General features: G+C 59.0%; 21 protein-coding genes. 6 read left to right on the forward strand and 15 right to left on the reverse strand.

What is annotated here, in order from left to right; translation table 11 throughout:
• The 11 genes from HU754_RS06230 to HU754_RS06280 form a co-directional block, all read right to left on the reverse strand.
• Complete coding sequence (locus HU754_RS06230; RefSeq protein WP_093436261.1) at nucleotides 1-1,566, reverse strand: MBOAT family O-acyltransferase; 1,566 nt, start codon at nucleotides 1,564-1,566, stop codon at nucleotides 1-3.
• Between the two features lie 382 nt (nucleotides 1,567-1,948).
• On the reverse strand, nucleotides 1,949-3,073 hold the full coding sequence (locus tag HU754_RS06235; RefSeq protein ID WP_186625003.1) for a mannuronate-specific alginate lyase: 1,125 nt from the start codon (nucleotides 3,071-3,073) through the stop codon (nucleotides 1,949-1,951).
• 8 nt (nucleotides 3,074-3,081) lie between these two features.
• Nucleotides 3,082-4,542, reverse strand: coding sequence for an alginate O-acetyltransferase (locus HU754_RS06240; protein ID WP_038357618.1), 1,461 nt, complete (start codon nucleotides 4,540-4,542; stop codon nucleotides 3,082-3,084).
• A gap of 10 nt (nucleotides 4,543-4,552) precedes the next feature.
• Nucleotides 4,553-6,124 carry a mannuronan 5-epimerase AlgG gene (gene algG / locus HU754_RS06245; protein ID WP_186625009.1) on the reverse strand — a complete coding sequence of 524 codons (1,572 nt, stop codon included), beginning with the start codon at nucleotides 6,122-6,124 and terminating at the stop codon, nucleotides 4,553-4,555.
• A 26-nt stretch (nucleotides 6,125-6,150) separates the two neighbouring features.
• Complete coding sequence (locus HU754_RS06250) at nucleotides 6,151-7,632, reverse strand: alginate export family protein (RefSeq protein WP_186625017.1); 1,482 nt, start codon at nucleotides 7,630-7,632, stop codon at nucleotides 6,151-6,153.
• A complete protein-coding gene (gene algK / locus HU754_RS06255; protein ID WP_189661611.1) occupies nucleotides 7,629-9,134 on the reverse strand; it encodes an alginate biosynthesis TPR repeat lipoprotein AlgK in 1,506 nt (501 codons plus the stop codon). The genes HU754_RS06250 and algK overlap by 4 nt, the downstream gene beginning before the upstream one ends.
• 9 nt (nucleotides 9,135-9,143) lie before the next feature.
• Entirely contained in the window at nucleotides 9,144-10,313 is a 1,170-nt protein-coding gene (locus HU754_RS06260) for an alginate biosynthesis protein Alg44 (protein ID WP_034154564.1), read from the reverse strand.
• Nucleotides 10,314-10,348: 35 nt separating this feature from the next.
• On the reverse strand, nucleotides 10,349-11,830 hold the full coding sequence (alg8, locus tag HU754_RS06265) for a mannuronan synthase (protein WP_161986611.1): 1,482 nt from the start codon (nucleotides 11,828-11,830) through the stop codon (nucleotides 10,349-10,351).
• Between the two features lie 87 nt (nucleotides 11,831-11,917).
• On the reverse strand, nucleotides 11,918-13,234 hold the full coding sequence (locus HU754_RS06270; RefSeq protein ID WP_007914305.1) for a nucleotide sugar dehydrogenase: 1,317 nt from the start codon (nucleotides 13,232-13,234) through the stop codon (nucleotides 11,918-11,920).
• Nucleotides 13,235-14,043: 809 nt separating this feature from the next.
• Entirely contained in the window at nucleotides 14,044-14,823 is a 780-nt protein-coding gene (gene yaaA, locus HU754_RS06275; protein ID WP_186625021.1) for a peroxide stress protein YaaA, read from the reverse strand.
• 175 nt (nucleotides 14,824-14,998) lie between these two features.
• Nucleotides 14,999-16,144, reverse strand: coding sequence for an integrase core domain-containing protein (locus HU754_RS06280; protein ID WP_217827574.1), 1,146 nt, complete (start codon nucleotides 16,142-16,144; stop codon nucleotides 14,999-15,001).
• Between the two features lie 275 nt (nucleotides 16,145-16,419).
• Here HU754_RS06280 and HU754_RS06285 point away from each other — a divergent pair, with 275 nt between their 5' ends.
• The 6 genes from HU754_RS06285 to HU754_RS06310 all read left to right on the forward strand — a co-directional run bounded on the left by HU754_RS06285 (nucleotide 16,420) and on the right by HU754_RS06310 (nucleotide 21,775).
• Nucleotides 16,420-17,559 (forward strand): polysaccharide deacetylase family protein, encoded by a 1,140-nt coding sequence (locus HU754_RS06285; RefSeq protein WP_437182478.1) that lies wholly within the window; start codon nucleotides 16,420-16,422, stop codon nucleotides 17,557-17,559.
• A gap of 337 nt (nucleotides 17,560-17,896) precedes the next feature.
• Complete coding sequence (locus HU754_RS06290; protein WP_016985016.1) at nucleotides 17,897-19,291, forward strand: PhoH family protein; 1,395 nt, start codon at nucleotides 17,897-17,899, stop codon at nucleotides 19,289-19,291.
• Nucleotides 19,292-19,532: 241 nt separating this feature from the next.
• Nucleotides 19,533-20,006 carry a cyclic pyranopterin monophosphate synthase MoaC gene (gene moaC, locus HU754_RS06295; RefSeq protein WP_093437022.1) on the forward strand — a complete coding sequence of 158 codons (474 nt, stop codon included), beginning with the start codon at nucleotides 19,533-19,535 and terminating at the stop codon, nucleotides 20,004-20,006.
• On the forward strand, nucleotides 20,003-20,257 hold the full coding sequence (locus HU754_RS06300; protein WP_095050975.1) for a MoaD/ThiS family protein: 255 nt from the start codon (nucleotides 20,003-20,005) through the stop codon (nucleotides 20,255-20,257). The genes moaC and HU754_RS06300 overlap by 4 nt, the downstream gene beginning before the upstream one ends.
• A gap of 3 nt (nucleotides 20,258-20,260) precedes the next feature.
• Complete coding sequence (gene moaE / locus HU754_RS06305) at nucleotides 20,261-20,713, forward strand: molybdopterin synthase catalytic subunit MoaE (RefSeq protein WP_095050974.1); 453 nt, start codon at nucleotides 20,261-20,263, stop codon at nucleotides 20,711-20,713.
• Between the two features lie 285 nt (nucleotides 20,714-20,998).
• On the forward strand, nucleotides 20,999-21,775 hold the full coding sequence (locus HU754_RS06310; RefSeq protein WP_093437010.1) for an ABC transporter substrate-binding protein: 777 nt from the start codon (nucleotides 20,999-21,001) through the stop codon (nucleotides 21,773-21,775).
• A gap of 100 nt (nucleotides 21,776-21,875) precedes the next feature.
• Here HU754_RS06310 and HU754_RS06315 read toward each other — a convergent pair whose 3' ends face one another.
• The 4 genes from HU754_RS06315 to rhlB form a co-directional block, all read right to left on the reverse strand.
• A complete protein-coding gene (locus tag HU754_RS06315) occupies nucleotides 21,876-22,502 on the reverse strand; it encodes a helix-turn-helix transcriptional regulator (RefSeq protein WP_064586076.1) in 627 nt (208 codons plus the stop codon).
• Between the two features lie 93 nt (nucleotides 22,503-22,595).
• Complete coding sequence (locus HU754_RS06320) at nucleotides 22,596-23,723, reverse strand: NAD(P)/FAD-dependent oxidoreductase (protein ID WP_186625360.1); 1,128 nt, start codon at nucleotides 23,721-23,723, stop codon at nucleotides 22,596-22,598.
• A 150-nt stretch (nucleotides 23,724-23,873) separates the two neighbouring features.
• Nucleotides 23,874-24,818 carry an ornithine cyclodeaminase family protein gene (locus tag HU754_RS06325; protein ID WP_186625362.1) on the reverse strand — a complete coding sequence of 315 codons (945 nt, stop codon included), beginning with the start codon at nucleotides 24,816-24,818 and terminating at the stop codon, nucleotides 23,874-23,876.
• A 136-nt stretch (nucleotides 24,819-24,954) separates the two neighbouring features.
• Nucleotides 24,955-26,433 (reverse strand): ATP-dependent RNA helicase RhlB, encoded by a 1,479-nt coding sequence (gene rhlB, locus HU754_RS06330; protein ID WP_186625364.1) that lies wholly within the window; start codon nucleotides 26,431-26,433, stop codon nucleotides 24,955-24,957.
• Nucleotides 26,434-26,451 lie beyond the last annotated feature (18 nt).

Below are 26,451 nucleotides of genomic sequence, written 5' to 3' on the forward strand. Positions count from 1 at the left end.
TCAGAACTGGAAGTAAAGGAACGGCGAGAAGCTTTGCGCCGAGAGTTTGAGAATCGAGGCGATGAACAGCAGCAGGATCAGACCGCGCATCACGTAACGGGACCAGTCCGCCGTCCAGTAAGCCGGTTGCACCTGGGCTTCGACGCCGACGGTGTAGCCAGGTTCATGGATGCTCGCCGGGTTTTCGCCGGGTGCGGCTTTGATCATTCCCGGGGTCGCGGTGGCAGGGCCGTTGGCCTCGACGTTGACTTCAGGCTTGGTCTTGGCTGGCGGTTGATTGGTGTACAGATCGCGCAGACCGAAGAACGCCAGCGTCACGTACGCCACTACCAGAGTCGCCACTTGCAGGCCGGTGAGGCTGGCCTGATTGAGTTCCGACAGCGACCAGTCGCCGAAGCTGAACATCGCGCCGTACATGCGCCCGGCAACGTGCAGATTTTCGGCACGGAAGATTACCCAGCCCATGACCACGAGCAGGAAGGTCAGCGCCCAGCGGATCGGGTTGAGGCTGCGCGGCGAGGTGTTCAGGCCCAGCGCCTTTTCAATCGCCAGCCACATGCCGTGCCACGCGCCCCAGACGATGTAAGTGATGTTCGCGCCGTGCCACAGACCACCGAGGAGCATGGTCAGGAACAGGTTGCGATAGGTCATCAGCGTGCCTTTACGGTTACCGCCGAGGGTGATGTACAGATAGTCACGCAGCCACGTCGACAGGCTGATGTGCCAGCGGCGCCAGAACTCGGTGATCGACTGACTGATGTACGGCTGCTTGAAGTTTTCCATGAAACGGAAACCCATCATCAGGCCCAGACCAATCGCCATATCGCTGTAGCCGGAGAAGTCGAAATACAGCTGCGCGGTGTAGGCCAGCGCGCCGAGCCAGGCATCGCCGGTGGTCGGGTTTTGCAGGGCGAAGCAATGGTCAGCGACCACCGCGAGGGTGTCAGCGATGAAGACCTTCTTGATGAAACCCTGCATGAACCGCGTGCAGCCCTCGGAGAATTTATCGAGGGTGTGCGTGCGGTTGTTGAACTGGTCAGCGAGGTCGCGGAAACGCAGGACCGGGCCGGCAATCAAGTGCGGGAAAATCGCCACGAACGCCGCGAAGTCGATCAGGTTGCGCGTGGCCGGGGTGTCGCCGCGATACACGTCGATGATGTAGCTGATCGACTCGAAGATGTAGAACGAGATACCGATCGGCAACAGCACGTGGGTGAGGATGAACGGCTCAAGACCGACCGACGTCATCATCGCGTTGATGCTGTCGACACCGAAGTTGGCGTACTTGAAGTAGCCGAGGATGCACAGGTCAACCGCGACGCCAAGCAACAGCCAGCGCTGCGCCGGTTTGGTCCGCACACCGGCGGCACCGACTTTAAGGCCGATCCAGTAGTTCCACAGCGTGACAGCTGCGAACAGCGCGAGGAAGTCCACACGCCACCAGGCATAGAACACGTAGCTTGCGATCAGCAGCAGCAGGTTGCGATAGCGTTGCCCGCTCAAGTAGTACAAGCCGAGAAAGATCGGCAAGAACAGAAACAGGAACACGTTGGATGAAAATACCATCCCGATCTCTCCATGTTTGAACCAACAGTCAAGGGCCAAAGCCCCCCCAAACCCCCCGTGGTCGTGGAGGGGTGAAACGGTGTTTCTGTCAGGGTTGTGCCGGGCCTTGAAAACTTGCCCTCACCCCCCGCCCTCTCCCGGAGGGAGAGGGAGCCTGATCTCCATGGTTTTCAAAAATGGAGATCGACTCGGTATTTCCTTGCAGCCTGATCTCGGTTGTTTTTCAACACCTGAGATCGACTCGGTATTTCTGTGCAGCCTGATCTCGATTGTTTTTCAACACCTGAGATCAACTCGGTATTTCCTTTCGGCGTAACTCGTACAGCCACCTCGGTCAGTCCCCTCTCCCTTTGGGAGAGGGTTAGGGTGAGGGGCTTTTGCTTTATGAGCCTTTGTTGCCCTTCTCATGCGACGGGTCGTAGACCTTGGTCAGATCCCCACCCAGGCGGAAGGTCTTGAACGGCTGCATGCCGTGCTTCTTCTCGATCACATCCGGCGGGCAGGTGTAGAGCGTGCAGAACGGTTCGAGCCAGGCGAATTTCATGTCCTCTTTCAGATCGGTCATGTCCTGCTCTTTGCCGTTCTTCTTCTCGAATTCATCCGGGTCTTTCACCCCCGACAACACTCGATCACCGAGACGTTTCAGCGCGCCGTTGTTTTCCTGACGCAGATCGACACCGTTGACCTGGGCGAAACTGGCGATCATCGCCAGCGGCGGCAGGGCGTAGTTGTGATAGGCGAGGGCGCGTTGCTGGCGCTTGAGTTCGTTCGGCAGGAAGCCGTCGGCATCGACTTGGTTGACGCCAACCTTGTATTCCTTCACTGCCCAGTCAAACAGGTCGCGGCGGTTGGTCGCGACCGAAGTCGCCATCACCGACCAGGCGGCCCAGTACGAGTGGTTGTTGGTTTTTTCCAGCGGCAGGTTGTCCCAGTCGCTGACGACCTGGTCAGCCATTTTGCTGAACCATGCCTCGATCAACTGCGCTTCCTGCTGATGCTGCGCCAGCGGATGTGAGTCGGAGAACTTCAGGCGAATGTACGAAGAGGCCATGCTGCCCAGCGCCCATTTGCGCATCGACTTGCCGGTGTGGTTGAAGTCTTTCGACATCAACGCATCGGCCTTGGCCCACGCGGTCAGCCAATTCAGCGTGCAATCGAGCTGCTCCGGGCGACCGTCGCGCATGAACTGCATCACCCGTTTGGCGGTGCCGCGTTCCAGCGTGGTGATGTCTTTGGTGGTGTCGCGAAAGGCTTTTTCCGACTGCACGTTCAGCGTTGCGCGGGCCTTGTCCGAACCTTCGTATTTGCTGCGAAATTGCAGCGGCCCGGTGTACGGCGTCGGCATCGCATCGCAGCCTTCGCTTTTGTCACCGGTCTTGAATTTATCCACAGGCGCAAAATAGCCCTGAGGTGGACGCAGTGGCGCGGCGGCCTGCGCGGTGCCGGCGAAGATTGCCAGCCCGAGCAGCGTCGGCGCTAAAAGAGTTTTCAGTTTCGAGTTTCGCATAGCAGACCTCATTGCCCGACCTGAGCGGTTTGTTGCCCAGCGCCCGGGAATACGTTGCGTTTGCAGATTTTCGCTTCGACTTTCTGTGGCGCGGTGCCCGCTTCCGGGCCCTGGACTTCGACCGCCAGCAGGTTTTGCGAGGCCCAGTCTTCGTCCGTGCGCAGCTCAAAGGCGAAACGACCGTCGGTGTCGGAGGTTTCCGGTTTCTCGATCTTGATGTCCTCGTGGCGACCGTTCATGTACCAGAGGGTGGCTTGCAGGGTTTTCACCGAAGGGTCGGCGAAGCGGATGTCGACCTGATGGCTGCTGTTCTGCAGGTTCAGGTTCTTGCTGTTGACCAGCAGTTCTTGTTTGCTGCCCGGCTTGAGCGTGGTGCTCGCGGACATTTGCGCGTCTTTGCCTTCGCAACCGTTGTCGAGAAGAGACATCATCTGGCGATAGATGGTTTCCTGGTCGAGGCGGTACAGCGGCGAGAATTCCCAGATGAGAATTTTCGGCGGGGTCTTCTGGAATTCGTCGCTGCCGAGGTACTGCAACATCGAACCTTCCAAGCCACCGCCGGGGAAGGCGACGTTGAGAATGTCAGCGCCGATGGCTTCTTCGAGGAAGCCGGCGAAGTTGTAGTTCTTGCCGCTGTGCGAAGTACCGACGAGGGTGATTTGCGGGTTGCCGGAATCACCGAACAGGTCGCCATCGCCAGCCTCACCTTTCGGCTCGGTGGTGAACTGGTCCATGTACTGGATCGCGTAACTGGTGCCGCACAGTTGCCCGGCCATGTTGTGCAAGGTACCGGTCTTGCCCATGCGCCCGGAGCGCTTGGTTTCGAATTCACGCTTGGGAATGTCGGCGAAGGCCGGGATCTGCTTGACCTTCTCGGCAACAATTTTCGCCGTGCGCTGTGCGCCGTAAGGGGTCCAGTGCTGGTCGCCGCGGAAGTAGAAATCGTGGGCGGGCAGGGTGTCCGGCAGCGATTCGTTGGTCAGCGGCGACAGGTCTGGCACCACGTAACCCATCTTGGCGAAACGGCCGAGCATGGTCTTGTAGTTGCCCAGTGCTTTCTCGTAATCGAACGCGGCTTTTTCCTGCGGGTTGAGCTTGTTGCGGTTCACCAGGCCACGGGTCGGCTGGTAAACGATCACCAGTTCGACACCTTTGGCCTTGAACGCATCGTGCAGTTGTTGCAGGCGCTTGTAGCCGGCCGGGGTGGTGTTGAATTCGGTGCGCAAATCTTCCTGCGTGCGGAACAACCAGTCGCCTTGCGCTTGCACCAGGGTGGTGAAGTTTTGCTGATAACGCGTGGTGTAGTTCTTCGCGTCATGCGCCGCCGGGCACAGGTTGCAGCACGGTTCGGCGCTGAATTTTGGCGGCGTGGCGGCGGCGCCTTCGTCGGCACGGGCGCCGTTGCTGGCCGCGAGAATGCCCACGGTCAGGGCCGACAGGCTGAGTAATTTGATCAAGTGTGGGTGCATAAAATTATCCTCAGTCCTGCATTTCGGTCTGGCGTTCGACAGGGTCGATCAGCACGGCTTTCTGCTGGCGCACCAGCAGGTCGAGAATTTCATCCTGGCGCTCGCCGAGGATGCCGTTGAAGCTGATGCCGCTGGATTTGGTCGGCGCCAGCATCGACACGCGATACAGCTCGACGCTCAACGGTGAATCGATCGACAGCGGGCCGCTGCCATTGGCCGCCAGCTCACCGCCAACGACGATCAGCGACACCTGCGCATCGAACGGGTCGAGCTTGATGTCACGGTCGGTGTCGGTGAGGTCTTTGATGTGGCCGTAGACGCCGGTCAAACCGTTGGCCATGGCGACGTTTTCGTAGAGGCGGATGTTCACGCTGTTACGAATGCGGATGCCGTGGCGCTTGTTGCTGATGACCTTGTTGCCCCACAGCAGGTTGTCGGCGGACTCATAGAGCGTGATGCCGTCGGTGTGGTTCTTGTAGATCTCGTTGTAGGCAATGATGTTGTTGACGCTGTTCCGGTCGATCACCAGGCCCGAGAGGTGGTTGTCGTAGCTTTTGTTGTTGAAGATGAAGCTGTCGTTGACCTCACGGGAAATAATGATCCCGTGCTTCTTCTTCGTGCCGTGCACGGTGTTCTCGGCAATGATCAGGCCGTGGGAACGGTCGTGCGGGTCGATGCCGTAGACGATGTTGTCTTTGTAGGTGTTGCCCTTGACCACAAAGTCGCGGGTCTCGTAGCAGTAGAAGCCGTACCACATGTCGGAGAACTCGGAGCCGACGATCCAGCCGGTCGGTTCAGGACGCTTGAGGACCTTGGCCATGTTTGGCGTGTACTGGGAAATACTCACGCCGTACGACTTACTGTTGGCGTAACCGAAACTGGCCATCTTGCTGTTGACGATGTAGGTCTCGGTGCCACCCCAGGCGAGCAGAAACGGACGGAATTCCTTCGGCGTACGGAAAGTCGCCGGGCCGTTGTCCTTTTCGCGCCAGCCGGTGACTTTGGTGTCACGCACAAACAGTTGGCCGTCGTTGACCAGGAACGAACCGGCCTCTTGCGACAGGCGCAATTCCTGGGTTTGGCCGTCGATTTCGAGGATGCCTTTACGGCCGACGACGATCGGCAGCTTCGACAGGTACACGCCCGGCGAGGTCTCGCTGAAGTACTGCTTGGGCAGTTTCTGCGCCAGGTCTTTGAGGTTCATGTAGCCGTCATCGACGAAGATCGCCTGGGGGATGCCGTGCTGACGCACCACCCATTCGGCCATCTTGTTGTCGCCGCCGATAAAGTCCTTCAGCGCGTCTTCCTGCATCATCCGGCGCACGCTGACTTTGCCTGCTTTGCTGCGGACGATTTTCGCCGCAGCGGCTTCGGCGGTGTAGCCGGAAATGTCCGGCAGTTTCGGCGCGGCCAGGTTCAGCGCTTCGGTCGGCGCGCTGCTGACCGTGTAGGTCTTGGCTTGTTGCAACTCTTTCGCGGTGGTCACCGGTTTAACCGGCTCCACAGTCGCGAAGGTGCTGGCGCTGGCCAGCAGCATCGCGCCGGCCAGCAGGCTGAGTGAGCCTGTCCTGGTGCTGATCATGTCGGGCACTCCCTTGGCGGTTTGCATCAGAAGCGCCAGATCACGTCGATGAACGCGCGGTGCATGTACGAATCAACCTGCTTGCCGTAGGCATCGCCCGGTTTGAACACACCGCCACGGAAGCGCACCAGGGCCGATGGCTCGTCGATCGACTGGCTCAACGCCGCCGGCAACAGGCCTTGCTTGAAGTACTTGGTGACGACCAGGTCCATCTCCTGACCCAGATCCTTGTTGCCGTCTTCAAGCGGCAGCGAGGTGCTGGAGAGGATCGCGCCGGTGGCGTCGTCGGTGTTGTTTTCCACGGCGTTGATGCCGTTGCTGCCCACCGGCTTGTTGCCGTCGACACGCCAGAACTTGTGGTAGATCAGGCTGGCGTCGTACTCGTCGTTGACCATCCACGAACCGAACAGCGTTGCGGTTTGCATGTTGTTCATTTCGCCACGGAACGCTTCACCGAAACGGTGAACCCGCGAGCGGGTACCGGTGTAGTTGGAGCGGTTGCTTTCCAGGCCGTTCTGCTCGTAATCGGCGCTGGCGCGGGCGTAGGCACCGCCGACTTGCCATTGCGGATCGAGGCGCAGGCGCACACCGATGTCGGTGGTCCAGCCGTTGACGTCTTCGCTGCGCTTGGCTTGTGCCGGGCGCGAGCCATCGGCGTTGAGGGCGTTGACCGTGTCACGGTCGCCGCTCATGCCGGTGATGCTGCCCCAATAGTTGACGGTGTTGGTGTTGCGCCAGTTGTAGGCGTCGCTGTCGGCGGTCAGGCCGAGCCAGCTGATGTCACCGTTCTGGGTTTTATCCAGCGAGTCGCGCGGGACGCCCGGCTCGGCGTAATCGAGTTTGCCGTCATCGTGGGTGTGATGACCGCGAATGCCGACCCATTGCCCTGGCGTCCACTGGTAAGCGGCATCGGCGTAGGCGTGCAGGCGATCCTTGTCTTTCGGCGCCAGCTCTTTGAGGTCGGTGCGGTATTCGCTGAAGCGTTCGGCGACACCGGCGTTGGCGCGCAACAGGGTGGTGTCGAAGGTCCAGTTCAGCGCTTCGATGTTGGTGTCGCGCCATTGGCCGTCGTCATTGCGCAGACGCTGGCGACCGAACTTGAGCATCTCGCCCGGGTACGGGGTGAGGCCGCTGTAACCGACCCAGAACTCACGCATCGCCAGGTAGTTTTTCTTGGTTTTGCGATCACTGTTGTCGGTGGCTTGTTCACCGTCGGATTGTTGCAGGGTGTCGGTTTCGATGATGTCGGTCGAGGTCACCGCCTGGCCCATGGCGTAGGCGCTCCACGCGCCGCTTTCGCCGTAGATCCACGGACGCAGGTCGAGGCCGACGCCGTTGACGTCGCCGCCCTTGGCGGTGCCGAGGTCACGGTCGTCTTCGGACTGGCCGGTGACTTTCACTTCGAGGCCGAAGTTCTTGGTTTCAGTCATCGCGGCCAGTGTCGGGCAAGACCAGATCAGCGCGAACGAAAGGCCAATGCCGGCCTTCACGAATGGATTCAACTTCATAATTTTTCCTCGCCGTCTTCTTCTTGCAGGGCGTGCAGTTGCAGCGTGTTCGGGTTTAGAGCGCCACGGCTGGCTTGCTCTTGTTGCAGCAGACGCTGGGCTTCGGCCAGACGCTCGGGCGGCAGTTGCGCGGCGAGGGTGGTCGCCAGCTCATCGGCTTGCGGAGTGTTTTGTGCTTTGGCCAATTGGCTGAACACGTAGGCGTTGAGCGGATCGGGCTTGGTGCCTTTGCCTTGGGAGAACAGCTGGGCGATGGCGAAGTCGGCGCTGTTCTGGCCGTTGCGCGCAGCGGTCAGCAGGTGGTCGAGGGCTTTCTGCGGATAGACCTTGCCCAGGTAGCCACGGCGATAGATCTGGCCGAGGTAGTAATCGGCGGCGACTTCACGGCCGACGGCTTTCTGGAAATGTTCTTCGGCGACTTTGGCGTCGGCCGGGACCAGTTTGCCTTCGTAATAGAGCTTGCCCAGCAACAACTCGGCGCGTGGCTGGTCGGCGGCGCGGCCGTTGTCGAGGTACTTCATCATCTGGTCGACGTCGCCCAGTTCCGGGTAGTCGTAGAGCAGTTGTGCGAGGGTCACCCACGACGCCGGGTAACCCGGAGCGATCGGCTCGAGCAACGACTGCGCGGTTTTCTCGTCAGTCTTGCCGAGGGTCGAATCGGCCAATACGCGGGCGACGGAATCAACACGTTGAGCGGTGACGGTGCCACGGCTGTAGCCGGCTTGCATCTGCTTGATCAATTCGGCCTGTTGCTCTGGCTGGGCACGTTTCTGATAGACCGTGGCCAGTTCGACGTAGCAGATGTCGGTGGTGTTGAGTGCGGCTTTGCAGATCTTTTCCACATCATCCAGGTGCTGGTCGTAGGTGCCTTGGGTGCGATACAGCAGCACCTGCGCCAGACCCGCTTCCGGGTAGCCGGATTTGCGCCACTGATCGATCTGCTGCTGGGCGTTGATGTTGGGGAAGCTGTGCGGGTATTGCAGGTACAGCATCGCCAGCGGGATCAACGTGTTGCCTTCGCCATTGGCGGCGGCTTTTTTCAGCAGGCTTTCGGCTTCGTGGTGCTCGGCTTCGGTGGAACCCGGCTTGGCTACCAGCAGGCGACCGAGACGCGCCTGAGCGCGCGGCGAAACACTGGCAGCGGCGCGGTAAGTCGCTTCGGCCTGTTTCATTTGCTCAGGGTCGCGGCTGTCGACCTGGATATCGGCGAGGCCGACTTGCGCTTCGCTGTAACCGAGATCGGCCAGTTGCTGATAATTCTGCGCGGCGGTGGCGGTGTCGCCACGTTTGAGCGCTTCGTTGGCCAGACGCTGATCGGGCAGGCCGGCGCAACCGGCCAGACTCACCGCCAATGCCAAGGCACACACCGTTCCCATGTAGGAGTGAGCCTGCTTGCGATTCAGGCAACTCGGTACATCAGACAAACCGCGGCGCTCCCATCGCGAGCAGGCTCGCTCCCACAGGGTCGACGGTGTGTTGAAGATAGGAGTAGTCACAGGCATATCCTCGACTTAAAGACCGGCAGCCATGGCTTTGTCGATCAGCCAGTTCAGGTTCGGGCCACGGTCGCTGTTCACTTCCACCGGGCGGCCGGCCAAGCTGCTGTCGAGCGGCTCGTCAGGCTGGATCTGTACGCGGATGTCGGAGGAGAGGTCGGCGCTTTTCAGGCTGGTGCTGCTGACGATCTTGCCGGTGCGGGTCTTGTCTTCGCCGGCGATCTGGAAGCTCACCGGGGTGCCCGGACGCACGTCGCCGAACTGGCGATAGGAGAAGCGCGCATCGACGGTGGCCTGGGTGTTGCGCGGCACCAGTTGGAAGATCACGTCGCCTTTGCTCGCGTATTGACCGTCCGCCACCAGTTGCTGGGCCACGGTGCAATCGCACGGCGAAGTCAGGGTGCCGGTCATTTGCTTGCCGAACAGTTCTTCAACCTTGGCCGGCGACAATTGATCTTCTTCCAGATGACCCTTGAGCACGTCGAGCATGCTGGTGCTGAAGGTCGCCAGTGGCGCACCTTTGGCCGCGACGCCGTCGGACTTGACCAGACTCTGCACGGTGCCGTCACGCGGCATGGTGATGTTCATCCCCGGTACGCTGACCAGACCGGCCTGCGCGTGGCTGACGAAGTACATGCCGTATACCGATTTGAAAATGAAGCCCGCCGCGACCAGGCCGACCGCGAAGATACCGGCGCTGAAGGTCACTGCTTTCAGGCGCCCGAACGGGGTCATGCCGGAGCCGCCGTCCTTGACCTTGCGTGCCTTGGTGAAGTTGTCGCGCTGCAGGGTCGCCAGCACTTCGCCGATGCTGACGATGTCGCCGGCCAGGTGCGAAGTGATCAGGTGGCGCAGGGTGGAAATATCCTGCGGCTCCAGATTCTGGAACTGGCAGCCGGCACGGCCGGTCTGGCGGTCGAAGGAACGCACTTGCAGTTCAACGTCCATGGCGATGCCGAGGTTGTCGATGACGAATTGCAGACGCGCCTTGTACACCTGGCCAATGGTCAGTGGCATTTGCCCGGCGTTAAACGCCAGACCACCGGCGGACAGGTCCAGGACCCGCGCTTCGACCGGCGTCCGGTCGGGACCGAAGAAGCGTAGTTTGGCCGGGATTTTCACGCGGGCGTGTTGGCGTTGGGCTTCGGATTCATGCACTACGTTGGCGTTGACGGCGGTATTCATGGGGGCGATTTCCTTGTTAATTCAATAGGGGCAGGTCAGACCATCATCAGCAGCACGGCGACGAAAATGCTGCCGGCGGAGAAGGTCATGGTCCGAGACGACCAGGTGTTGAACCAACGTTGAAAGCTGGCGAGATCACGGGTCAGGGAAGTGGGTTGGCGAGTCCAGGATTGTTGGTCGAGGCGGAAGAACACGTAGATCTTCACCAGCGCACCGACGATCTGGTTGTAATACAGAATCGCTGGGTAAGCCGGGCCAATGCGGTGACCGGAACACGACAGCAGCAACGTCAGGATCAGGCGGGTGATGCCGATCCACAGCAGGTAAACGAGGATGAACGCGGTGCCGTACTTGAAGCTGGCGATCATCGCCACGGTCAGGCCAAGCAAGGAGGTCCACATCGATACGCGCTGATCGAACAGCACCACCGAGGTGAAGGCGCCGAGGCGTTTCACGCCCAGGCCCAGTGCTCGCGAGTTCTGCCGCAGGTTGTTGCCGTACCAGCGGAACATCAGTTTGCGGCTGGCCTTGATGAAGCTCTTTTCCGGCGGGTGTTCAACGGTGTTGATCGCTGCGTCAGGCACGTAGAAAGTGTCGTAACCGAGGCGCATCAGGCTGAACCAGCTGGACTTGTCGTCGCCGGTCAAAAACTTGAAGCGGCCTAGACGCCAGTGTTGCAGCGAGTCGCTTTCCACGTCGGCGATGAATTCCGGGTTGGTCACCACGGTGGCGCGAAACACCGACATACGACCGGTCATGGTCAGCACGCGCTTGGACAGGGCCATTGAGCACATGTTGATGTGGCGCTGGGCGAAACGCAGCTTGTGCCATTCGCTCATGATGTAGCCGCCGCGCACTTCGCAGAACTCGTTGGTGGTCAGGCCGCCGACGTTGCCGAACAGCTGGAACCACGGCACGGTCTTGCGCACGGTGCCTTCGCCGAGCACGGTGTCGCCATCGATCACGGCTACCACGGCGCGGTCGTCCGGCAAATGGCGGGAAATCGCGCGGAAACCATAGGCCAGGCCATCACGTTTGCCGGTACCGGGAATGCGCACGAAGTCGAGCTTCACGCGGTCTGGCGGATTCATTCGCGCCCACAGCGCCTTGACCAGCAGCTCATCGGACATTTCCACGATCGAGCAGACCACGGTGGTCGGCAGTTCGCAGTCGATGGCTTCGCGGATCACCGAGCTGTAGACCTGCGCAGTGGTCAGCGCGTCGATACGGAAACTGGTGACCATCAGGAACACATGCGACGGGTCCGCCGCCTTACCCAGCTTGCGTACTTTGCGACGCAGGTGCGGGTAAACGATGTAGAGAAAAATCATGCCGCGCACAAAATGCGTTGCACCCATCGAGTAGCGCCAGATACCCACGGCGCCAATCAGGAAAATGAAGTCCTTCGACTCGGAGTCGAATGTGGACGTGGGCAGCATCAAGGCCAGGCCCATCAGCAGACTGAGATAAAAAAGCCAGCCGGCTGATTGCAGAAAAAAATGTTTGAGCTTGCTCATCAGCGTCATCCGAAGGTAAGGGAGGCTTCAAGCTGCAAGCTTCGAGCTGCAAGTACTGCAGCTCGAAGCTTGTCGCTTAGGTCTGCATTACCAGCAGATACCCTCGGTGCGCGTACCAGCGTCGGTGGCTTTGGCCATGAAGCCGACCAGGTCGATGACCTGTTTGCCGTGCGGCGCTTGCTGGGCCAACGGGCGGAACTTCTCGTCGCGGTTGCCGAGGATGATCACGTCGGAGTTATCGATCACCGAATCGAAGTCCGCGTTGAGCAGGGACGACACGTGCGGGATCTTCGACTCGATGTAGTCCTTGTTCGCGCCGTGAACACGGGCGTACTCGACGTTGCTGTCGTAGATGCTCAGGTCGTAACCCTTGCCGATCAGCATCTCGGCCAGTTCCACCAGCGGGCTTTCGCGCAGGTCGTCGGTACCGGCCTTGAAGCTCAGACCGAGCAGGGCGACTTTACGTTTGTCGTGGCTTTCCACGATGTCGAAGGCGTTCTGCACTTGCGATTCGTTACTACGCATCAGCGAGTTGAGCAGAGGCGCTTCGACGTCCAGCGAACCGGCGCGGTAGGTCAGGGCGCGCACGTCTTTCGGCAGGCACGAACCGCCGAAGGCGAAGCCCGGGCGCATGTAGTACTGGGACAGGTTGAGGGTCTTGTCCTGGCAGACCACTTCCATCACTTCACGGCCATCGACGCCGACTGCTTTGGCGATGTTGCCGATTTCGTTGGCGAAGGTCACTTTGGTCGCGTGCCAGACGTTGCAGGTGTACTTGATCATCTCGGCAACGGCGATGTCCTTGCGGATGATCGGTGCGTCGAGTTCTTCGTACAGCGATTGCAGAACGTCGCCCGAGGCCTTGTCGAACTCGCCGATGACGGTCATCGGTGGCAGGTCGTAGTCGGCAATGGCGGTGGATTCACGCAGGAATTCCGGGTTGACCGCAACGCCGAAGTCGACACCGGCCTTCTTGCCCGAGCAGTCTTCGAGAATCGGGATCACCACGTTGGCCACGGTGCCCGGCAGCACGGTGCTGCGCACGACGATGGTGTGGCGGGTGGTTTTTTCACGCAGGACAAAACCGATCTCGCGGCATACCGCTTCGATGTAGTTCAGTTCCAGGTCGCCGTTCTTTTTGCTCGGCGTACCCACGCAGATCATCGACAGGTCGGTGTCGCGAATCGCCTCGGCGAAGTTGGTCGTGCCACGCAGACGACCGGTCTGGATACCCTGTTGCAGAAGTTCGCCCAGGCCGGGTTCAACAATCGGCGACTTGCCGGCGTTGATCATGTCGATCTTGTCTTTGGCAACATCGACGCCAACTACGTCATGGCCCCGTGCAGACAGGCAACCGGCACATACTGCGCCAACGTAACCCAAACCAAATATGCTGATGCGCATCGCAATTACCTCTGTATATATCAGGCCTTAGAGGCCGGAGTTAATGGTGTTCAGCGTTCATTAGTGCACTCGAAAGTGCGGCACACAGGCGCCACAATGCCGTGTGCAGGCATACTAAGTTTCGAGTGTCTAAATAAGTGCACTCAAGATGTGCGCAACCAGGCCTTGTTGTTATGACTTGCCCTGTTATGCAGCCGATCCTCTTTGGAGAAGACTCTTGTGCAATCGTCTTGCGCGCTCGATGTCAGGATGAAAGTCCCGTAAATCAAGCGGTTGGGTGCTCAGGCGAGCACGTTTATTAGGGCGCGGCCATGGCCTTTGTAGGGGATATAAATGGTGCGTATCTCCTGTCCATCGTCTGTTTTGAGACTAGTTAGTCATCTAGGCAAGTTGCTGTGACAACTTGGTTACATGGCTATCTGCTCTGCGTAAGTTATCTCGTACAAACTCGGCGAGAATCGTTACCGGTGGTATGAGCTATGCATTCGGACGAAGTTCCTGTCCGCTCATCGCGAAATCTGAAATTTCTTGAAATATTGTCAGAGATGGCACTAGTCTCAATTTGATAGCACTTTCGTTTTCGACCTTTAATAACAGGCGAAAAATCACGTTAGATAGTTTTGTGCCACTACGCTGAAAAAAGTTAGGTGCCACTACTGAAAAAAATGATCAGTGTCGAGTGAAACTAATCTTAGAAAAGACAGGGAGGGTTTTCTGGCGCCATTAAAATGGCGAAATGGTGCGAGGGTTTTTTGACATCGTGCGAGCTGCACGACTCTTTATAGAAAGAGTCGTGCATTGGGCATGCTTTATTCCGGGGCGTGGTCGCGCAAAAACACCAGATTGTCGGGTTTCGACTGTTCGACGCTGTAGCGATAACCCTGCACATCGAACTGTTTGAGCTGGGCCGGATCGTTGATCTTTTCCTGGATCACGAAACGGCTCATCAGGCCCCGGGCTTTTTTCGCGTAGAAGCTGATGATCTTGTACTGACCGTTCTTCTGGTCCTTGAACTCGGTGTTGATGATCCGCGCGTTCAGGGCTGTGCGTTTCACTGCCGAAAAGTACTCATTGGAGGCGAGGTTGAGCAGCACGTCGTCGCCTTGATCGGCCAGCGCTTCATTGAGCCATTCGCTGATGCGCGTACCCCAGAAGGCGTACAGGTCTTTGCCACGGGCGTTGGCCAGTTTGGTGCCCATTTCCAGACGATAGGGTTGCATCAGGTCGAGCGGGCGCAGCAGCCCGTAGAGACCGGAGAGCATGCGCAGGTGTTTTTGCGCGTAATCGAAATCGGCTTCGCTGAAGGACTGGGCGTCGAGACCGGTGTAGACATCGCCCTTGAACGCGAGCAGTGCCTGTTTGGCGTTTTCCGGAGTGAAGGCAGGCGTCCAGCTGCCGAAGCGCGCGGCGTTGAGCCCACCGATTTTGTCGGACACGTGCATCAGTTCGCTGATCTGCGCAGGCGTCAGGTCGCGCAGTTGCTGGATCAGTTCCTGGGAATGGTCGAGGTATTGCGGCTGGGTGAAGCGCTGGGTCGCCGGCGGTGTTTCGTAATCGAGGGTCTTGGCGGGGGAAATCACCATCAGCATGAAGTCGTCTCCTTTAATCGTGGGGGCGATTCTAGGGGGTTGTCCGATTTGACTCCAGCTATGGGGGTTATAGGTCGGGGTTAGCAGAGGCATTTGCGACGGTTGGTGGATTTTTCCCTCACTGTAGAGACCGGTACATCCTTTACAAATTAGACCGGGGACATCGTTTACACCTTTACAGGCTTGAAACGCGTTTGACGCCGCTTTCAAGCCTGCCTAAACAGTGGCTGCAAAGGTACAGTTCCCAAGTGTCATCAGCCACTTCCTTCAGCGCGATGTCCTCTCCAATCAGAGCTTCTCCCAGAAAAATCAGCTGTCCTTTCCATTTAATTTCCCCATTTGACCGAACCTTGCGTACTTCAACATCGGAACCGTATTCAAGCGCAGGCAAGTAACCGGGATAAGCGCGTATCGACGGGCGATAGACAGATGCCGGCGGTTTCATGCCCAGCGCGGTGTGCGGTCGGTGGTGGTTGAAGTCTTGGATGAAATCCTGAAAAGCCAGCTGCTGGCGCACCAGGTTTTCCGCCGGTGGCACTGCTGCCTTTAGCGTTCGATGCATCCGTTCATGTCGACCATTTTGGTCGGGACGGCCAGGTGTAATCGTTTCGACATGGATTCCGAGCCTGATGAACCAAACCGATAACTTCGAAAGTCGCGCCAGACCTGTCGACGCAAAAGGAGCGCCATTATCAGTGCGGATCACATCCGGCAGCCCATATTCTCGAAAAGCCCACTCGAAGCCTTCCCGCGTCGGCGCTCCGTGCGTACTGGGCAAAGCGCGACAGACGAATAAAAAGCGGCTCATCTGATCGGTAATGGTCAGCGGATAGCACCAATTACCGTCCTGCATTTTGAACTGCCCTTTGTAATCAGCACACCAAGTCTGGTTGGGCGCGTCGACCGGACGTAAATGTGTTGGAGCACGGGGACGCGGGGGATAGGGCCGTCGTGCCACCACCAAACCAGCTTTCTTCAACCACTCCCCGGCGGTACTCGCCGCCGGCCATTGGATATGCGGATCGGAATCGCGCAGGCGACCAATGATCTGCTTGGGTCCCCGATCGGGATGTTCGTTTTTCTTGGCCAGCAACTTGGCGATGATTTCATCGGAAGTTTGGTGAGGGCAATTCAGCGGCTTACGCGACTGCTCTTTCAAGCCATCCACGCCCAACGCTGCATACCGTTCCAGCCACTTGTCGATGGTTGGACGACTGACGCCATACCGCCGGCTTAATTGGCTTTTGGTGTAGCTGCCGCTGAGCCAATCGCTAATTAACTTCACTCGTTGATCCATTGGGGACTCTTGTTTCCAGGGCATGGTCAGCACCTCCTGACCATGATTGATACCTGTAAACCATGTCCCCGGTCTCAAACGTAAAGGATGTATCCGGTCTTTACCCACCCCAGCCCTCTCCCGGAGGGAGAGGGGGCTGACCGAGTTGTACTGTCGATTTACGCCGACATGATCTATCGAGTTGAACTCAAATTTTGAAATCAATGAAGGTCAGCTCCCTCTCCCCCCGGGAGAGGGCTGGGGTGAGGGCGGCATCCTTCACCCTTGCACATCAGCTATAGTGCCGCGCGGGTTTTGTTATGGAGACATCCCTTTTGCGCATTGTTCTTTTATTCACCGCGTGGCTGTTGAGCTTCGGTGCCGTCGCGGCGCCGGGCGATGTGGCGACGCTGGATCGCAGCACCTGGCCGGAGCAGCTTAGCAACCCGACCCTGTTTGACGTGGCGTCACGGGCGGAAATCCTGATGTTCGCCCGTGTCCTGCTGGGCACCGAGTCGATGGACGAGGCCGCTCTGGCGCAGCGTCTAGGCTTACGCACGGTCAATATCGATGCGGTCAACATTCTGCGCCAACGCCTCTGGCCGCGCCTGCTGGCCAACTACAACTTCGCCCAGCAAAGCTGCGATCAGGACGCCTCGTTCTGCTTCCTTGTAGAAGACTTGCCAACGCTGCGCGAGCAAGCCGCCAAGTTCGTCGTCAGTGACGACAGTTATTACACCAAGTGGGCCGAGCCGAGCCGGATCTTCCATGTGCAGTACCTCGACGAGTTGTTGCGCAAGGCCGCGTTGTCGCCGCAGAGCAGCAACGAATTCGATCGTTTCGGTGACTACGAGCGCAACGGTGACGCGATGCACGACCGGCTGTTCCTGCTGACCTTCGACAGCGCCGCCAATCTGCAACCGGACAACACCGGCTGGCTCACCGAATACCTACGCAAATCGAACCTGAGCGGCACGTTCTTCGTGCTGGGCAAGGATATTCAGGCGCGACTGGCTGATCGCTCGGTGAGCAGCCTGCAAGCAGAGTTCTCGAAACAGTGCGTCGGCGTTCAAGGCTGGGAGTTCCGTTCCCACAGCCACTGGCAGGACTGGCAGGATTCGGTGCGGCGCAGCGCAGATCTGGTGAAGAACAAGTTGCCGGAAAACTACGTGCCGCTGTTTCGTCCGCCGGAAGGGCAGCGCCGCAGCGATGCGCAAGGTTTTTTCAACACACAAGGCCTGCAAGTGGCGCTGTGGGACATCGATGCCCAGGACGGCGCCGGCAAACTCAAGGGCGCAGCGAGCGCGCAGAGGGTGCTGACTCTGATGCTGTTGTGGCGACACGGGGTGATCAATTTCAACATGAAGCAGGACGCGGTGAAGACCTCGTTACCGTGGTTGATCACGCAGACCGCGCAGAGCGGTATCGGTTGGGAAGACTGTCAGGACGCTTTTCGCTGAGAAACGAAAAAAGCCCGGAAACATTGGGCTTGGGGCGATTTTTTTGAAGAGTTCGATGCAGGCGGACTTCCGACTTTAGCGGGGTCTGGGCAGTCCGCCAAGGGCTTTTCGTCACTCTGAAAAATAAACTTAAAAAAACCGTCAAAGTACTTTTTTATGTCATCGGTTTTGGAGTATTACGAAGACAGACCGCCGAAACCTGCAACACAGGTGGCGTCTTCCAAGACCCGTTTGTTTGCAGTCACTTGAATCTCCGCAGGTGAGATTTCGGCAGTCACTTCGAGGCGCAGCACCGCTCAGGTATTGCGTCCAATGGCTCTGACAAAGGTGACCGAGTATGGATGATCACGGACGTAGCCCTTCCTCCAACCAGCCAATCCTTTATGTACTCGATACCAACGTATTGATTCACGATCCAAATGCCCTGCTGAATTTCGAAGAACACCACGTCGCGATCCCGATGACCGTGCTTGAAGAGCTGGACAAGCTCAAGAGCGGGCATCACAGCGTTGCCGCCGAATGCCGTCAGGCCATCCGGCTGATCGACAAGACCCTGGGTGACGCTTCCCCTGAAGACGTCGAGCTGGGTGTGCCGATCCAGCGCGGTAAAGGCGGGCCGAAGGGCTTGCTGTCAATTCTGATGAGCAAACAGGCCGAATCGAATCTGATTCTGCCCGAGCATCTGAACGACAATAAAATCATCAACCAACTGATCGATTTGCACACCCGCGATCCGAAAAAGCCTGTGGTGCTGGTCACCAAAGACATCAACATGCGCCTCAAGGCGCGCGCCTGTGGCATCGATGCCGAGGATTACAGCACCGACCAACTGGTCGATGACGTGTCTCTGCTGCCTAACGGCTATCACAACATGACCGGCTCTTTCTGGGACCGCGTGAGCAAGGTCGACACCCGCCAGGATCACGGCCGCACCTGGCACCAAGTGCAACTGATCGACAACCTGCCGGCGGTGCACATCAACGAGTTCATCATCGACGAACAGGGCTTTGTCGGCTGGATCAAGGAGATCGACGAGGCCAAGCTGCTGATCCTCGACCTGCATCAGGAACCGCTGCTGCATCAAGAGGCCTGGGGGCTGAAGCCACGCGACATCTATCAGAGTCTGGCGCTGTACGCGCTGCTCGATCCGGACATTCATCTGGTCAACCTGTCGGGTGCCGCCGGTTCCGGTAAAACCATTCTGGCCCTGGCCGCGGCGATCGAGCAGACCATGGTCAGCAAGCGTTATCGCCGCATCATTGCGACCCGCAGCGTGCAGGGCCTGGACCAGGAAATCGGCTTCCTGCCCGGGACTGAAGCGGAAAAAATGGAGCCGTGGCTGGGCGCCATCACCGACAACCTCGAAGCCTTGCACATGGATGACGAAAACACCCATGGCAGCGTCGACTACATCCTCAGCAAAGTGCCGTTGCAGTTCAAATCGCTCAACTACATTCGCGGGCGCAGCTTCCAGCAGAGCCTGATCCTGATCGACGAGTGCCAGAACCTCACGCCGCACCAGATGAAAACCATCATCACCCGTGCCGGCGCGGGTTCCAAAGTGGTGTGCCTGGGCAACCTCGCACAGATCGACACCCCTTACCTGTCCGCGACCAGCTCCGGGCTGACCTACCTGACCGAACGCTTCAAGGATTTCCCCAACGGTGTGCACATCACCCTGCAAGGGGTGCCTCGTTCGATTCTGGCCGAATACGCTGAAACCCATTTGTAACTGCATCACAACCAAAACCGGGCGGCCCAAAAGCCGCCCGGTTTTTTATGGCCCTGCACAAATCCAAATGTAGGAGTGAGCCTGCTCGCGATAGCGGTCGATCAGTCGACATCAGTGGTGAATATCAGACCGCTATCGCGAGCAGGCTCACTCCTACAGGGATGGTGGTGATTTCATAATCAATGATGCGGAAATTTGACCCGCAGGTTTACAATCGTCGCTCCTGATCAGGAGTAATCCCGTGCTGACTCATCTCGATTCCCAAGGTCGCGCCAACATGGTCGACGTCACCGAAAAAGCCGTGACGTTCCGTGAAGCGACGGCCCAAGCGCTGGTGCGCATGCTCCCCGAAACGCTGCAGATGATCGTCAGCGGTGGCCATCCCAAGGGCGACGTGTTCGCCGTGGCGCGCATTGCCGGCATTCAAGCGGCGAAGAAAACCAGCGATCTGATTCCCCTCTGCCATCCGCTGATGCTCACCGGCGTCAAAGTCGAACTCAGTGCTGATGGCGACGACACCGTGCGCATCGTTGCCCGCTGCAAGCTGTCCGGGCAGACCGGCGTTGAGATGGAAGCGTTGACCGCTGCCAGTGTTGCCGCCCTGACCATTTACGACATGTGTAAAGCCGTCGATCGCGGCATGACCATTGAAAGCGTGCGTCTGCTGGAGAAGGTCGGTGGCAAGAGCGGGCACTTTCAGGCGGAGCAGCCATGAACCTGACCGTGAAGTTTTTTGCCCGTTACCGCGAAGCGCTGGGCGTGGATTCGGTAAAGATTGAAGGTGATTTCGCCACTGTCGATGATGTGCGTGCACATGTTCTTCAAATGCAGACGCAACGGGATGGCGCCGAGGTACTGAGCGAGCAGAACCTGATGTGCGCACGCAACGAAGACCTCTGCCAACTCGATGAGCCGGTGGTCGATGGCGACGAAGTGGCGTTTTTCCCTACCGTGACCGGGGGCTGATCCATGGCGATTCGCGTGCAGGCCATGCCGTTCGATCCGGGCGCTGAAGTCAACGCGATGCATGCGGCCAATGTCGGCGTCGGCGCGGTGGTGAGTTTTGTCGGCTACGTGCGCGACTTTAACGACGGCCTCGATGTAGCGGGGATGTTCCTCGAACACTATCCGGGCATGACCGAAAAAGCCCTCGGTAAAATCGCCATCGAAGCCGAACAGCGCTGGCCGTTGCTGAAACTGGAAGTGCTGCACCGCATCGGCGCATTGGAGCCGGGCGAACCCATCGTGTTTGTCGGCGCCGCCAGCGCCCATCGCCAGGCCGCCTTCGATGCCTGCGCCTTCGTCATGGACTACCTGAAAACCCGCGCGCCGTTCTGGAAGAAAGAAAACACCAGCGACGGGCCGCGTTGGGTTGAGGGGCGGGACAGTGATCATGCAGCGGCGGATCGCTGGAAAAAGTAATTCCTGTAGCGTCCCTCAGTACGCCTTCGCGAGCAAGCTCGCTCCCACATTGGATCTGTGTCGTTCACAAATCCAATGTGGGAGCGAGCTTGCTCGCGAAGGGGCCATCTGTAACAGCAAAAACCTCGCAGACACTCTCTTCTCGTGGATTGACGGCTTGTACCTATAAGTCCAATATGGATTTCCAAGTACAAAAAAGTTTCAGTCTTGCCGCTCGTAGCTCCCCGCTAGCAGCTGCTCTTCTTCATCTTGCCAAACCAACAACAACCCCGCGAGAGAACGAACATGAAGAAACTCCCCCTCATCACCGGTCTGGCCCTCAGCCTGTTGGCCTCCGCCAGCGTGTTCGCCGCCGAGCAAACCCTGCGCATCGGTATCGAAGCCGCTTACCCGCCATTTGCGTCGAAAACCGACAAAGGCGAAATCGTCGGTTTCGACTACGACATCGGCAATGCCCTGTGTGCGCAGATGAAGGTCAAGTGTGTGTGGGTCGAAGGTGAGTTCGACGGTCTGATTCCTTCGCTGAAAGTGAAAAAGATCGACATGGCGCTGTCCTCGATGACCATCAACGAAGACCGCAAGAAGTCGGTGGATTTCACCCACAAGTACTACTTCACTTCGTCACGACTGGTGATGAAGGAAGGCGCCACGGTCGACGATCAATACGCGAGCCTCAAGGGCAAGAATGTCGGCGTGCAGCGCGCGACCACCACCGATCGTTATGCCACCGAGGTGTTCGAGCCGAAGGGCATTAACGTCAAGCGCTACAGCAACAACGAAGAAATCTACATGGACCTGGCGGCGGGGCGCCTCGATGCGATTTTTGCCGACACCATCCCGCTGAATGACTTTTTGTCGATGCCGCGTGGCAAGGGTTATGCGTTTGTCGGGCCTGAGTTGAAGGATCCGAAGTACGTGGGCGAGGGCGCAGGGATTGCAGTGCGCAAGGGCAATACCGAGTTGGTCAGCCAGTTGAATGGCGCCATCGATGGCATTCGCGCGAGTGGCGAGTATCAGAAGATTTCCGAGAAGTATTTCAAGTCCGACATCTACGGCGACTGATCTACCGCTTTCGCGAGCAGGCTCGCTCCTACATTTGGAATGCGTTCACCTGTAGGAGTGAGCCTGCTCGCGATGGCGTCAGAGAAATCACCGCAAATCTCTAGCCCTTCAATTCCTTCAAATGCTTGTACACCGTCGCCCGCCCCATGTTCAGCACGTTGGCCACATAGTTCGAGGCGCTCTTGCCCTTGAACGCGCCTTCGGCGTGCAGCGCCAGCACCAGTTCACGTTTGTGATCGCGGGTGAGCAGGTTCAGGCTCAGCTGCCGCTCGCGCAGCCAGGCGTGGAGGAAGGTGTTGATGCGTTCCTGCCAGTCATCGCGAAACAGTGAGTCCGGTTGCGGGATCAGTTTGCTCGGCGAGAGAAACAGGTCCAGCGCGGCCTTGGCGTTCTCGAACAGCGAAATATTCAGGTTGATGCACAACACCGCCAGTGGCCGGCCTTCGCTGTCGCGCAGCACGGTGCTCAGGCTGCGAATCTTCTGGCCATCCCAATTGAGCTTTTCGTACGGGCCGATATTGCGGTCGCTGACATCCTCGCTGAGCATGTCCTCCAGTGACGAGTCGTCGCCGATCTCGCGCTTGGACAGGTTGTTGGCGATGTAGTCGACCTTTTGCGTGCGCAGGTCGTGCAGCACCACTTCGGCGTGGGGAAAGAACAGCGTGGCGATGGCGTCGGCAACAGCGCGGAAGTTATCCAGCGCCGGGTCGAATTCAGGGGCAGTCATGACAGTGGAGCTCCAGGCAGCGTCAACGCCTCCGTGATCAGGAGGCGTTGCGAGTGTGCCGCAATCCGTTGGGCGCGTCATCCGCAGGGACAATCAGGCGAGACGGGCAGGGGCGAGCATGGCGCTGTCCAACCCGAACTGCTGCAAGTGCTCGGGCAACGGCTCGCCGCGTACCAACGCCGCGCTGGCCTGGCCCATCGCCGGGGAAGTCTGAATGCCGTAACCACCCTGCGCCGCCACCCAGAACAGCCCCGGCACCTGCTGATCGAAGCCACTGAGCAAATCACCGTCGGCGACGAAGCTGCGCAGGCCGGCCCACGTACGCGTCGGACGGCGGATGGTCAGCGTGGTGGCCTCTTCGATCTGGTAGATGCCCATGGCGATGTCGAGTTCTTCCGGCTGCACATCGTGAGGCTCGACCGGGTCGGCGTTGGCCGGCGAGCCTAGGAACATGCCTGCGTCGGGCTTTATATAGAAGGATTCGTCGAGGCTGACCAGCATCGGCCAGTGATGAATGTCGACGCCTTCGGGGCCGGCGAAGATGAATGCGGCGCGGCGTTTCGGTTGCAGGCCCAGCGGCTTGGCGCCGGCCAGTGCGCCGATCTTGTCGGCCCAGGCGCCGGCGGCGTTGATGATCACCGGCGCGGTGAAGGTCTGGCCGTTGGTTTTTACGTGCCAGAGACCGTCGGCATCGCGGTTGAGGCCGAGCACTTCGCAATCGGTATGGACTTCACCGTTATTGCGACGAATGCCGCGCAGGTAGCCCTGATGCAAGGCATCGGTGTCGATGTCGCTGGCGCTCGGATCGTAGATCGCACCATGGACTTTTTCCCGACGCAGGATCGGCAGTCGCGCGCAGGCTTCGTCGGCGCTGAGCAGTTGCATCTGCGGCACGGTGGCTTTGGCGCTGAGATATTGGTTGTTGAGTTCGGCGGCATCACCGGTGAAATCCACGGTCATTTCACCGCGTGGGGTGAGCAGTGGGTGTTCGCAGAAACCGGCTGGCGGGTGGTCAAAAAACGCCCGGCTGGCCTGGGTCAGCGCGCGAACTTGTGGCGTGCCGTACGCGGCGGTAAACAGCGCGGCGGAGCGCCCGGTGGAGTGATAGGCCGGGTGGGATTCACGTTCGAGCACGATCACTTTGCCGTGCGGCGACAGCCAGAAACCGGTGGATGCGCCGGCAATCCCGCCGCCGATGATGATGAAATCTGCCTGGCTCATGTAGGTCTCCAGTGGATACGCAATATCGAGGCGTTCGCTAGTCCCTTGTGGGAGCGAGCCTGCTCGCGAAAGCGGTATATCAGTCGACATCTTCGGTGAATGTCAGACCGCTATCGCGAGCAGGCTCACTCCTACAGGGGATTTGTGGTGTTAGTGAGTCAAGTGGTAAACCGCATTGGCCAGGGCGATGTCTTCCAGTCCCAGGCCAATTGAGCGGAAAAACACGTGACGGTCGTAATCGGGGCGCTGCACTTTCTCGCTGAGCAAGTCGGCGAGGTCGCCGACAATCGAATCCTTGCTCCAGCCATGCTGTTCACTGGCAATCAGCATCTCACCTGCCGAACCCGGCGTGGTCAGACGATAGTCGCAGAACACCTGCATGTCGTTGAGGCTCTGCGGCGGCACTTCATGGGCACGCGGGGCGTTGGTGCTGATCGAGGTGATCAGGGCTGGTGTGCTCAGCGCGGCCGGATCGATCACCGGGCCGGCGGACGAGGTGCACAGCATGATCACGTCGGCCTCGACGAGGGCGGCTTCACGGCTGTCAACGATCCTCAGGTTGGGAGTGATGGCTTTCAACAGTGCCTTGGTTTGAGCGTCGGCGGACAGGCTTGGCGAATACAGGCTGATGCTCTGCCAGTCGCGCAGACCTTTCACATAGTGCAGATGCGCCTGCGCAACCTTGCCACTACCGATGATTGCCAGTCGCGTGGCGTTTGTCGGAGCGAGGGTGTCGACCGCCACAGCCGTGGTCGCGGCGGTGCGCGCGGTGGTCAGTTCAGCGGCATCGCAGAGCAGCAGTGGCTGACCGGTTTTCATCGACATCAACAATGTCCAAGCCGTCACCAGTGCACCTTGTTCGCGAACGATATACGGCGAGGTCTTCACGCCGTACACGCCGTCTTCGGCCAGCACGCCCAGATAATTGATGAAGTCGCCGGCACCTTGCGGAAATTCCACCAGTTGCTGCGCCGGTTGCACGGCGTTACCCGCCGCAAGATCACGGAACAGCTTGCGCAGGATTTGCGGAACATCAATGCGCGCCAGCAGCTCACGGGCCTGATGCTGGTCGATCACGTAGGGCGTACTGGACATATCAGGCTCCGAAAACGAAAAATAAACTTATTTGTCTATTATGGACTTTTAGTTTTCTCTCGCAAGCACCTGATGAAACACCGGGCGAAAAAAAAGCGCAGTCCGTTGCCGGCTGCGCTTTCCTTTTAAACGTCGTTTACTGCGGACGCTTGCGCTCAACCGCGCGCAACAGATGCGTCGGCGGCGTTTCACAGCTGATCTTGCGACCGAGCTTCTCTTCGATGGACGGCAACTGGTAGGAGTCGTCCTCACCGGCGAAGCTGATCGACACACCGTCGGCGCCGGCACGACCGGTACGACCGATGCGGTGCACGTAGTCGTCCGGGACTTCCGGCAGGGTGAAGTTGATCACGTGGCTGATGCCGTCGATGTGGATGCCGCGACCGGCCACATCGGTGGCGACCAGTACGCGAATCTTGCCTTCGCGGAAACCTTCCAGGGTCTTGATGCGTTTGTGCTGCGGCACATCGCCGGACAGTTGCGCGGCGTTGATGCCATCGCGCACCAGGCGTTCTTCGATGCGGCGCACTTCGTCCTTGCGGTTGGCAAACACGATCACGCGTTCCCAGCCGTTATCGTTGACCAGGTTGTAGAGCAGTTTGTACTTGTCGGCACCGGCCACCGCATAGATGTGCTGCTCGACGTTTTCGTTGGCAACGTTGGTGATTTCGATTTCGACGATCGCAGGGTCAGTGGTCCACTGCTTGGCGAGGTTCATCACGTCTTCGGTGAAGGTCGCGGAGAACAGCAAGGTCTGGCGTTCGGACTTCGGTGGCGTCTGGCGAATGATCTGACGTACCTGCGGGATGAAACCCATGTCGAGCATGCGGTCGGCCTCGTCCAGCACCATCACTTCGACCATGTCCAGGTGCACGTCGCCACGCTGGTTGAAGTCGAGCAGACGGCCGGGTGTGGCGACGAGGATGTCGCAGTGACGCGCTTCGAGGTGCTTGAGCTGCTTGTCGAAGTCCATGCCGCCAACAAACGTCATGACGTTGAGGCCGGTGTACTTGGTCAGGTCAGCGGCGTCCTTGGCGATTTGTACCACCAGCTCACGGGTCGGCGCGATGATCAGCGCACGGGGTTCGCCCATGTAGCGTTCTTTCGGCGGCGGGGTCTGCAGCAGTTGGGTGATGATCGAGATCAGGAACGCGGCGGTTTTACCGGTGCCGGTCTGCGCACGGCCAATGGCGTCTTTGCCGGCGAGGGTGTAACCCAGCACCTGCGCCTGAATCGGCGTGCAGTACGGAAAACCCAGATCCTGGATGGCGTGCATCAGTTCTGGAGACAGCTTGAAATCGTGGAAGCGGGTTTTGCCTTCCTGTGGCTCGACGACGAAATCCTCGAGTTTCCACGGAATAACCACTGCCTTGGGCTTCGGTTCGCGGCGCGGTCTGGCCGGTTTCGGCGCTTCGCTGCGGGCAGGTTCGGCGGCGATTGGCGCGGCCGGTGCAGGTTGTGGTTCTGCCTTCGGTGCCGCTACGTGAACGGGGCGGTCGGCCTGTGGCGCATCGTTGCGCTGACCGGGGGCGTGCGACGGCGCACTGGGAACTGGCGCGAGCTGCTCAGCCTCGCTTTTACCGAACATCTTCTTGAGTGCTTTGAGCACGGTCATCTCATCAATTGGTTAAGG

The organism is Pseudomonas zeae (genome assembly GCF_014268485.2).
GTDB classification, from domain to species: Bacteria; Pseudomonadota; Gammaproteobacteria; order Pseudomonadales; family Pseudomonadaceae; genus Aquipseudomonas; species Aquipseudomonas neuropathica.